11 protein-coding genes are annotated in these 9,328 nt (G+C 69.5%); 10 read left to right on the top strand and 1 reads right to left on the bottom strand.

Going from position 1 to position 9,328, the window contains the following annotated elements:
• Positions 1 to 419: hypothetical protein (locus tag CA984_RS46260; protein ID WP_165781302.1), on the top strand; the 419-nt coding region annotated here is incomplete at its 5' end.
• 357 nt (positions 420 to 776) lie between these two features.
• Entirely contained in the window at positions 777 to 1,325 is a 549-nt protein-coding gene (locus CA984_RS17795) for a YciI family protein (RefSeq protein WP_086573746.1), read from the top strand.
• Positions 1,326 to 1,469: 144 nt separating this feature from the next.
• On the opposite strand, the gene CA984_RS17790 is transcribed toward CA984_RS17795, so the two are convergent.
• Positions 1,470 to 2,471 (bottom strand): trypsin-like serine peptidase, encoded by a 1,002-nt coding sequence (locus tag CA984_RS17790; RefSeq protein ID WP_278249031.1) that lies wholly within the window; start codon positions 2,469 to 2,471, stop codon positions 1,470 to 1,472.
• A gap of 134 nt (positions 2,472 to 2,605) precedes the next feature.
• On the opposite strand from CA984_RS17790, the gene CA984_RS47230 reads away from it, so the two are divergent.
• The 8 genes from CA984_RS47230 (at position 2,606) to CA984_RS44755 (ending at position 8,882) form a co-directional block, all read left to right on the top strand.
• Positions 2,606 to 3,754 (top strand): helix-turn-helix domain-containing protein, encoded by a 1,149-nt coding sequence (locus tag CA984_RS47230; protein ID WP_207620915.1) that lies wholly within the window; start codon positions 2,606 to 2,608, stop codon positions 3,752 to 3,754.
• Between the two features lie 219 nt (positions 3,755 to 3,973).
• The gene (locus CA984_RS17775) at positions 3,974 to 5,143 is read left to right on the top strand and encodes a low temperature requirement protein A (protein WP_242676014.1); all 1,170 of its coding nucleotides are present in this window, start codon (positions 3,974 to 3,976) and stop codon (positions 5,141 to 5,143) included.
• 657 nt (positions 5,144 to 5,800) lie between these two features.
• Positions 5,801 to 6,565, top strand: a complete 765-nt coding sequence (locus tag CA984_RS17760; protein ID WP_086573739.1) for an SDR family oxidoreductase — start codon at positions 5,801 to 5,803, stop codon at positions 6,563 to 6,565.
• Positions 6,562 to 6,783, top strand: coding sequence for a hypothetical protein (locus CA984_RS45510; RefSeq protein WP_133061699.1), 222 nt, complete (start codon positions 6,562 to 6,564; stop codon positions 6,781 to 6,783). The genes CA984_RS17760 and CA984_RS45510 overlap by 4 nt, the downstream gene beginning before the upstream one ends.
• A gap of 57 nt (positions 6,784 to 6,840) precedes the next feature.
• Positions 6,841 to 7,077, top strand: a complete 237-nt coding sequence (locus CA984_RS17755; RefSeq protein WP_086573737.1) for a hypothetical protein — start codon at positions 6,841 to 6,843, stop codon at positions 7,075 to 7,077.
• Positions 7,067 to 7,324, top strand: a complete 258-nt coding sequence (locus tag CA984_RS17750; protein WP_086573735.1) for a hypothetical protein — start codon at positions 7,067 to 7,069, stop codon at positions 7,322 to 7,324. The genes CA984_RS17755 and CA984_RS17750 overlap by 11 nt, the downstream gene beginning before the upstream one ends.
• Before the next feature lie 14 nt (positions 7,325 to 7,338).
• Positions 7,339 to 8,229, top strand: a complete 891-nt coding sequence (locus tag CA984_RS17745) for an RNA polymerase sigma-70 factor (RefSeq protein WP_165781301.1) — start codon at positions 7,339 to 7,341, stop codon at positions 8,227 to 8,229.
• The gene (locus tag CA984_RS44755; protein ID WP_108724589.1) at positions 8,226 to 8,882 is read left to right on the top strand and encodes a sigma-70 family RNA polymerase sigma factor family protein; all 657 of its coding nucleotides are present in this window, start codon (positions 8,226 to 8,228) and stop codon (positions 8,880 to 8,882) included. The genes CA984_RS17745 and CA984_RS44755 overlap by 4 nt, the downstream gene beginning before the upstream one ends.
• Positions 8,883 to 9,328 lie beyond the last annotated feature (446 nt).

Raw genomic sequence — 9,328 nt, 5'->3', positions numbered from 1 at the left:
CTCCTGTCGCCGCCCCCGCCGCGCCCGCCGCCCTCGTCGAAACCGAGCTCGGCATCACCGTCTACGCTCACGATATAGACGAGGAGGGGACCTGGAGCAACGGCGACGAAGTCTTCATCAAGGTCGTGCGTAATGGAGCAAGTCAGCGCTTCGCCCCGATCGATGGCACGGTCGACGTCAACGAGGACGAAGAGGGCCAGATAGTCGAATTCCCATCGCATAACCCTCTCAAGTTTTCACCGGGTGAGAAGGTGACGGTCCAGGTGTGGGAAGACGACACTGCCGGAGATGATCTCCTCGCCGAGGCCAAGGACGTCATCGTCGAGTGCAACCGCCCGTTCAGTGGCGTAACCGAAATATCAAAGCGGAAGTACTATCATTACTCATTCGACGCCAAGTTCTACGCCTTCGGCTGCTGATTTTCGCAGTGTGATGTTCTGCGGACGGTGAGAGGGTCGGGCCACCGCGGTATCCCTGTCCATGCGGTTGCGTGAGGCGGCGGGCTGCCCGCCGGACGACGGGCCGAGTGTGAAAAGGGACGGCCGGGCGTGGCCGACCTGTCCGCACGGGGGCGTACCGGCACCCAGGCCGCCGGGGTGGTGCGGGGCGGCCGGAGGAACTGACGACATCCCCGGAGAGACCATCGACGGTAGCGGAGCGGCCGGCCCCCCCGGCCCTTCGTTGCTGCGTGAGACCTCTCTCCGGCGCTGAAGGGCCACCGATGACTTGGATGACCGAAATGGAGCTTTCGTTGCGGTTCATGGTAGGTACTCGGCATGGAGTTCTTCTGTTATCACCGTGATCGCCCCGGCTCCGCGACCCTCCGCGACCAGTTGGTGGAGGAGCATTGGTCCTACATGGACCGGTACGCGGCGGAGCTGATCGCCCGCGGCCCCACTTTGAGCCCCGACGGCGAGACGGCCACCGGCAGCGTGCACATCGTCGACCTGCCGGATCTCGCCACCGCGCGCGCGTTCGTCTTCGATGAGCCCAACTACCAGGCCGGTGTGTACCGGGACGTGGTGTTGCGCCGATGGCGCAACGTGCTGGGGCGCACCATGTGGGATTTCCCCGGCGGCCGAGACGGCGGCAACCGGTATCTGGTGCTGGGCCTCGGCTCCGGGCAGGCCGCCGACCTCGTCCCGCCGCCCGGCCTGGACGAGCTGATCGCGTATGGGCCGTTGCTGTCCGACGACGGCACCACCTGGCTGGGTACGGCGCTGCTGGTGCAGGCGCCGGACCCGGATGCGGCACGCGCCGTCCTGACTCTGGACCGGTACGCCGACATCGAGGTCCACCACTGGGAGTTCGGCGGGCGGCGGTAATGAGCACCTGACCGGGTCGACGCGATGGAGGGAGACGAGCGGCTTCGGGAGACGGGGGCAGGGGCGGTGCATACAGCGATCCTGTAGACCATGTACGGGAGCGCAGACGGCCGGCGCGATGCCGAACGGCACCACGAAGGGCCGCTAAGCGATGGAGCCAGTCCAGTAGTTGGCGGCCTTCTGGTAGACCGTGAACAGCTCACCGTCGAAGTACGGTGAGACGCCGGTGTCGTACCGACTGTCGCCATCGGTGTCGGAAACGCTGATCGTGATGCCGTTGAGATAGCCGGTACGGCTGTCGCTGGCGTAATGGGTCAGCCACGAGGAACCGAGAGAGCCTTCACCGGTGAACGGGGAGTTCACGCCTATGGGCCGGTCTACGGGAAGGCCCGTGACCTTCATCGCGAATGCCGACCCGGTCGACCGTTCGAGGGTCTCGCCCGTGTAGGGCCGGCTGCCGTCGGGGTTGGGGCCGGCGGGGTAGCCGAAGACGTCGACCGTGGGCGCGAGCGGCTGGTTGAACGCGACTCCCTGGCCGCCGACGTTCTCGGCCAGATTCCCGGCATCGGTCAGCACGTCCGGAGAAGAGGAGACGACCCCGCGGTACACGTTGACGAAGGCGAGGTCGCGGTCGTGGTCCCGGATGTCGTCGAAGTCATAGTGAACGACGCCCTGCTTCCCGACGTACAGGCCGAACGGCGTCATGCCCTCGGAGTAGCCGGGGACGAAGACCCACTTGGTGAGCGGGCCGGCCGGGGCCTCGGTGTCCAGCAGGCAGTGGCCTGCCGTCGCGACGACGTTCCGGTATTTCGAGCGCACAGCGGTGCCGGTGCACCAGTGCGGCTGGAGGTCGCTGCCGATGAAGAACACCTTGCCCGAGGTCGTGGGCAGCTCCCCCTCCGGCGAGGCCGGCTCCTCCAATGGCGGGATGGAAGCCGGGGGGCCGTCCGGGACGATGTCCGTGGACAGGTGTTCCCCGCCGACCGCAGTCTGCACGGCGTACGGCGTGGCGTTCTTCAGGTTGGCGGCCCCGTCGGCGAGCCAGAACCTCGCGACCTGCTGAGCCGCCGTCACAGTGGGAGACAACGGGACCGCCAGCACACTCGCGGCCTGAGCCGGCTCGGTGATGACAGTGGAACCCAACACGCTCAAGCCGACACCCACCGCGATCAGTGCACGCCTCAAAGTTGATCTCCCGTCCAGTCATGGGGCGTCTTCGCACCCCGTCAGCATGGAGAGCCGGCCGATCGACCCGGCCGGCGAACAGCAAGATCGTAACCTTGACCGGGGTCCTGGTCCCAGAGTTTTTAGATCACATGTTCGATACGGGGGTGCCGATGGACCGTCCCTCCCTGGCTGCGGACCCGCTCGGCGCAGGGGCATCCATCGAGGACGACCTGGCGGCGTTGCAAAGGACGACCGCCCGTCAGGTGCGGGCCAGCCTCCGGCGCGTGTTCGGCGAAGAACTCCCCGCCGCCGCACTCGCCGCGCGGCCGGCGGCAGGCCTGCGGGCGATCGCCGCGGAACTGCGGGCGGCACACGACCGGCTCATCGCGCCGCACTGGTCACGGATCCGGGCCGTGCTCGATGCGGACGTCATCTATCGCGCCAAGCAGCTGGCCGCGGGCGGTGCCGAGAGGTTGTTCACCGGCCTGCACCCGGATCTGCACTGGTGCGACGGCCGGTTGATGCTTCAGGAAGCGCGCTGGCGGACCGAGCGCGTCGTGAATCGCGGTCCGGGTGGGCTGGTCCTCATGCCGGTCGTTCTCGGCTCGATCCGGGTCCGCAGAGCGCTGGTCATCATGGCGTCCGCCAGTGGCGCGCCCCCGCAGCTGGTCGCCGCCGCCGACGACACCGTGCGGGAGGTCATCCACGCCTTCAACGCCCGAGGGCTGGAGGCGCCGGACCTCAGATGGGCGGGCGGCCGTCCCCGACTGATCAGCGACGATGACGTGGAGTTCATCGCTCAGACGGCCCTGACGCGCCCGGAGAAGTTGGGCCGGTTCACGCACTGGAGCATCCGAAAGCCGGCCGCTTACCTGGCCGGCAACCCGGTGCGCACCGTCGCCGTCGGCCGGGAACGGTTGCGGCAGCTGCTGCGCGTCCGGGAGATCTCTTTCCAGCGGACCCGGACCTGGAAGGAGTCCACCGATCCGGCCCGTGAAGCCGAACTGGACCGGACCGGACCGAGGAGGTCACCAGCCGTTCCGTGGACCGATGTTTCGCTTTCGACCAGTTCGGGCCATTGTCGATCCGGCGCTGCCGCGGCGGCTGCTGGGCCCGGCAGGGCCGGTCCGGTCGATGTGCGAGCGGCCGAACGGCGTCGGCTGGTGGCTGAACACCGCAGAATCATGAGGCTGACCTGGTCCTGCATGGAGGCCGGCGGTGGCCGAGGAACTCGAGGAGATGACCGAGGCTTGAAGGTGTAGGGATGGTTGGCCCGCGGCAGCGCATGTGACGCGATCTCGTTGCCCTGTTGTCACAGATCGCGCTGCTGCCCTGTCTTCCAGACGGGCCAGACGGGCCAGACGGGCCAGACGGACCAGACGGGCCAGACGGACCAGACGGGCCAGACGGACCAGACGTTGCGGAGCGACAGGAGCATGACCTTGCTACCAGCCAGTACCCTCATCCGGATCCGGGTCCGGATGAGCTCACGCCCCATCGACGAGCCGCATCGAGTCTCCAGCCCGCTGGAGCTCCTGTTCGACCTCACGTTCGTGGTGGCGGTCGCGGCCGTCACCGCGCAGCTCGGGCACTCCATCGCCGGTGGTCACGCGGGGGCCGGGCTGATCCCGTTCCTCCAGGTGTTCTTCGCGATCTGGTGGGCGTGGATGAACTTCACCTGGTTCGCCTCCTCCTACGACACTGACGACGTCCCCTACCGGCTGCTGACCATGGTGCAGATGGCCGGCGTGCTTGTGCTCGCCGCGGGGGTGCCCGCCGCGGTCGGCGAGTCCGACCTCGGGATCATCACGCTGGGATACCTCATCATGCGAGTCGGGCTCGTAGCCCAGTGGCTGCGGGCCGCGCTGGAAGATCCAGACGGTCGCCGCACCGGGTTGCGTTATGCCGCCGGGATCGGCCTCGTCCAGGTGGGCTGGCTACTGCGGCTCGCGCTCGTGGAGACCGGCGTCCTGCCGGCATCGTGGCAGCTGCCCGTTTTCGTCCTCCTGGCCGCCTTGGAGCTGGCGGTGCCGCGGTGGGCGGAGCGGGCCAGGCCGACCACCTGGCACCCGCACCACATCGCCGAGCGCTACGGGCTGTTCACGATCATCCTGTTCGGGGAGAGCGTGCTGGCCGCCAGCCGGGGAGTCGAGGGGGCGCTCGAAGCGGGCCGGATCAGCGGGCCCTTCGTCGTCATCGCCGGCTCCGGGCTCGTGCTGCTGTTCGCGCTGTGGTGGCTGTACTTCCTCTGCCCGGCAGGGGAGGGGCTGAGCGATCGCCGTCACCTGTCGTACTGGTGGGGGTATGGGCATTACGGCATCTTCGCCGCGTTGGCGGCCCTCGGCGCGGGGCTGGAGGTCGCGGTCGAGCAGAGCAGACATCAGGTGGCGGCCATCGGGTTCGCGGTCGCCGCCCCGGTCGGGGTGTATCTCGCGCTGCTCGCGGCGGTCCACTCGCTCGTCTCGGCGAGGCCGGTTATCTCTCCCGTCGCGGTCGTGGGCGCCGTCGTGGTCGTCGTGCTGCTGCCGCTAGCCACGCCGTGGATCGGGGTGGCCGCCGTGGTCGCGGGCATCGCGGTCGTCTGCGTCGCCCTCGTCGCCGGCACGCTCGCGAGGGCGGTCGTCACAAACCGGGCCGCTGTCCGGTCTTGATTCCCGGCTGCTGTCGCCGACGCGCGCAAGGAGAACCATGCACGCGCCAGAGAACCGGGTTGCCGCGTCCGTACTGGTCATCGGGACGGAAGGGGCCGGGTCGCGGGCCGCCATCGAACCCGTCGAGCGCGGCGTCGACGCCATCGCGGTCGGCGAACGGCCGAAGGCGGACGTGCACACCTCGCGCGCGGCATCGAGGATCCCGAGCGGTACGGCATGCCGTTCACCCGCGAGCAGGACAGGCGGATCTCCCAGTGGTTCTTCGGCGCCCACACCTATCGGCGCCCACACCTATCGGCGCCCACACCTATCGGCGCACCGCCTACGCCGGGGACTGCACCGGACTCGAGATCCAGCGAACCCTGATCAACCGGGCGGCGCAGCCGGCCCCCGCCGGCCGCCCGGGCAGGGCGCCGGCGCACCCCGCCACCCTGGCCTCGCTGCTGGTGGTCGGCTCGTACCACCGCCACGGGCTCCGCGCGCTCTGCACGGCTCGGTCAGCCAGGCGGTCCTGCACCACGCCGACTACCCCGTGGCGATCATACGGATCCCTCGCCAGGGAATTTCGCGGTGGCTGTCACACCTGCGGGGGCTGTCTTGTCTTAGCTGGCGACCGGGGCGCGCATGGGGCGCCCCGGGCCGACAGAGGGGTTTGTCATGAAGATCGTGGTCATCGGCGGGACGGGTCTGATCGGGTCGAAGCTCGTGACCAAGCTGACGGAGCACGGTCACGAGGCGGTGGCGGCCTCGCCGAACACCGGCGTGAACACGCTCACCGGCGAAGGGCTGGCCGAGGCGCTGAAGGGCGCGCAGGTCGTGGTCGACGTGTCGAACTCGCCGTCGTTCGAGCCCGCCGCGGTGATGGAGTTCTTCGAGACCTCCACGGGGAACCTGCTGGCCGCGGAGGCGGCGGCAGGGGTCGGCCACCACGTCGCGGTGTCGGTGGTGGGCACGGAGCGGATGCCGGAGAACGGCTACTTCGCGGCGAAGATCGCCCAGGAGAAGCTCATCGAGAAGTCGGGCATTCCGTACTCGCTGGTCCACGCGACGCAGTTCTTCGAGTTCGTGCGGAGCATCGCCGACGAGGCCACCAACGACGGCAAGGTGCGGATCGCGCCCGTGCGGTTCCAGCCCATCGCGGGCGACGAGGTCGCGCAGGCTGTCGGCCGGACCGCGGTGGGCACGCCGCTGAACGGCCGGACCGAGGTCGCCGGGCCTCAGCAGTACCAAATGGATGAGTTCTTCCGTAAGGCACTGGCGGCCTGGGGCGACTCGCGCGAGGTGGTCACCGACCCGCTGGCACGCTACTTCGGCAGTGTGCCGGGCGAGCGCACGCTCGTGCCAGGGGACGGCGCCACGCTCGGCACGATCACCTACCGCGAGTGGCTCGACCAGAACACCCCCGGCAAGCAGGTGCCGTGACCGCATCGGCGACGGCCGCCGAGTTCGACGATGTCACAGGCTGGACCGCCGACGCCGTCGAGCAGCTCGGGATACGGCATGCCGTACCGGCTGCCTGTCGCGGCAGCGCGAGCCCGGTGACACTGGCCTGGCTGGCCGAGGCGTGCGAGCTGTCGCCCGGGGTCCGCAGGTTCTGCAGGCTCCGGAGGGCAACCACTCTCCCACCGAACGGGAGCTGACCGGGCTGCTCGCGGTCAGCCGGCCGGACATCCACGCAAACCACATATGGAGGAGACATGAGCGGCGAGCACGAGTTCCTGCGTGAGCTCAAGGTCGAGGTCGAGATCGAACTGACCGAGGTCCAGGCGAGTCATGCGGAGGAGGCGATGCGACTGCCGGTCACCGACTGGCTGTTCGATCCGACGGAGGCGGAGCGTGAGGAGATCGGCCTGCGCGGCCTGCGCGCCGCGATCGAGGTGCTGGAGGTCGAGGTCCACGAAGACGACTCCCGGCCCGGCGGCCATGTCGCCTGAGCCGCGGATCGGCACGCTCGGCAGCCTTCGCGAGCACCTGCGGTGGGCGATCGAGCTGGAGCACGTGCGCGGCGCCCTGGCACACCACGTCGTCCTGGTTCGTCCACGGCGACCGCGACCTGACATCCCGGCCGAAGCGCTGCGGTTCATGGCCGAGCGGGCCGGCTCACGCGGAACCCGCGAGGTCGCCGGCGCCTCGCAGCCCGACGCCGTGACCGCCACTATCCTGGACGCCACCGACCACTGATGACACAGGTGGACATGCATGCACTCGAGCGGGCCGCGACCGCGTTCATCGAACTGCGGCCACGGCTGTTCGGCATCGCCTACCGGATGCTCGGCAGCGCGACCGAAGCCGAGGACATCGTGCAGGAGGTCTGGCTGCGCTGGCAGGACACCGACCGCGCGGCCGTCGAGAACCCGCCGGCCTTCCTGGCGCTGATCACGACCCGGCTGTCCATCAACGTCGCCCAGTCGGCCCGCGTGCGACGAGAGTCCTACATCGGGCCGTGGCTGCCGGAGCCCATCGACACCAGCCTCGACCCAGCGGTGGGCGCCGAACGCGGTGAAGCGCTCGAGTTCGCCTTCCTGCTCCTGCTCGAAAGGCTCACCCCCACCGAACGCGCCGCGTACGTCCTGCGCGAGGCCTTCGACTACCCCTATCCGCAGATAGCGGAGATCCTCCAGCTCAGCACCGTCAACATCCGGCAGCTCGTGAGCCGGGCACGCAAGCACCTGACCGCCGTGCGCCGCGAGCCCGTCGACAAGGTCGAGCACCGGCGGCTCCTGGCGGCGTTCGTCGACGCCGCCCAGACGGGGAACATCGGCGCCCTGGAAGGCCTCTTCGCCGCCGACGTCGTCAGCACCTCCGACGGCAACGGCCTCGGAGGGGCGGCGCGGTTCCCCGTGCTGGGCTGCAACCGGGTGGCGAGGTTCATGGCGGCGTTCGCGCCCCGGTTCTGGCCGGGCGCCGGGATCACGTGGGTGGAGATGAACGGCCGCGCCGGCGTGCTCGTCCCGCGCGGACGCAACGGTGTCACGCTGCTCACGATCGACGCTTCGCCGAGCGGCATCCATCACCTCATGTGGATCGTCAGCCCGGCCAAGATCGAGGCCTTCGAACGCTCACGCGCACGGGGCGGACGCCCATGACCGAGGCCGGCGCCGAGTCGCTGGCCGAGATGCTCGACGAGCGGCAGCACCTGCTCGAGATCGCGCTGTGGATGTTCGGCTCGGAGCTCGCGGCCGACCACGTCGTCCAGGAGACCTACCGCCGCTGGTACACCCTCGACGACGAGGAACGGGCCGGCATCGCGACACCGCGCGCCTGGCTGATGCGGACCGCGGGAAGCATCTGCCTGGAGCTCCTGACCGCCCCCTTCCACGTTCCCGAGGTCGAAGCGCCCGAGCCGGCCCCGCCCCCGGTGAGGGCCGGCGGGGAGATGCCGGCCAGGCACGACCGTGTCGCCCGGCGGTTCGCCGCCGCCTGCCGTACGGGAGACGCGGCGGCGCTGCGGGCGGTGCTGGCCGCCGACGCGATCGTCGTGAGCGACGGCGGCGGCAAGGTGCGCGCCCCCGTCCACCCCGCCTACGGCGCGGACGCGGTCGCCCGGATGGTCACGGCGCTGCTGATCGGCCAGCCCGGCACCGAACTGTCGGTCGGTTCCGTGAACGGCAGGACGGGCCTGGTGCTGCGCCGGGCGGGTCAGGTCGTGGCGGTGGCCAGCGTGAGCGTCGCCGACGCCGAGGTCACCGCCGTGTGGATCGTCCTGAATCCCGACAAACTTCAACGCTGGCACCGCTGAAAAGGCTTACCGGTGAACGACCCCACCCTGTCCACGGACTCGCTCAGCACCGATTCCGATCATGACGACCTACCCCGGCACAACGGTCACCGGCCGCCGCCAGGTACGTGACGGGCTGCCACATACGATATCGATCAGACACCGCCCGGTACCGTCGCCGATCGGAGGGCAGCTTGAACGCGCGTGAATCGAAGGTCGGCGCCGCAGCGGAGTTCGCACGGTATCGGCTGCGCGGACGGCAGTCCGAGCGGTATTTCGACTGCACAGCCGTGCCGGTGCACCAGTGTGGCTGGAGATCGCTGCCGATGAAGAACACCCTGCCCGAGGTCGTGGGCATCCCCCGTCCGGCTCGTCTTCACGGGACCGACACGTCGTCGTCTCCGAAGCCGGACCAGGCCCTACCAGGCGTCGCACCTATTGAGCTGCGACTCCCCACTGACGATCGG

It is taken from the genome of Streptosporangium minutum, from assembly GCF_002149035.1.
GTDB classification, from domain to species: Bacteria; Actinomycetota; Actinomycetes; order Streptosporangiales; family Streptosporangiaceae; genus Streptosporangium; species Streptosporangium minutum.
This window is presented reverse-complemented; position numbering and strand designations above follow the sequence as displayed.

Excerpts from the sequence above, each read along its gene's own strand:
- CA984_RS17795 (WP_086573746.1), top strand. The coding sequence starts at position 777 with ATGGAGTTCTTCTGTTATCACCGTGATCGCCCCGGCTCCGCGACCCTC.
- CA984_RS17775 (WP_242676014.1), top strand. The coding sequence starts at position 3,974 with ATGAGCTCACGCCCCATCGACGAGCCGCATCGAGTCTCCAGCCCGCTG.
- CA984_RS17760 (WP_086573739.1), top strand. The coding sequence starts at position 5,801 with ATGAAGATCGTGGTCATCGGCGGGACGGGTCTGATCGGGTCGAAGCTC.
- CA984_RS17755 (WP_086573737.1), top strand. The coding sequence starts at position 6,841 with ATGAGCGGCGAGCACGAGTTCCTGCGTGAGCTCAAGGTCGAGGTCGAG.
- CA984_RS17750 (WP_086573735.1), top strand. The coding sequence starts at position 7,067 with ATGTCGCCTGAGCCGCGGATCGGCACGCTCGGCAGCCTTCGCGAGCAC.
- CA984_RS17745 (WP_165781301.1), top strand. The coding sequence starts at position 7,339 with ATGCATGCACTCGAGCGGGCCGCGACCGCGTTCATCGAACTGCGGCCA.
- CA984_RS44755 (WP_108724589.1), top strand. The coding sequence starts at position 8,226 with ATGACCGAGGCCGGCGCCGAGTCGCTGGCCGAGATGCTCGACGAGCGG.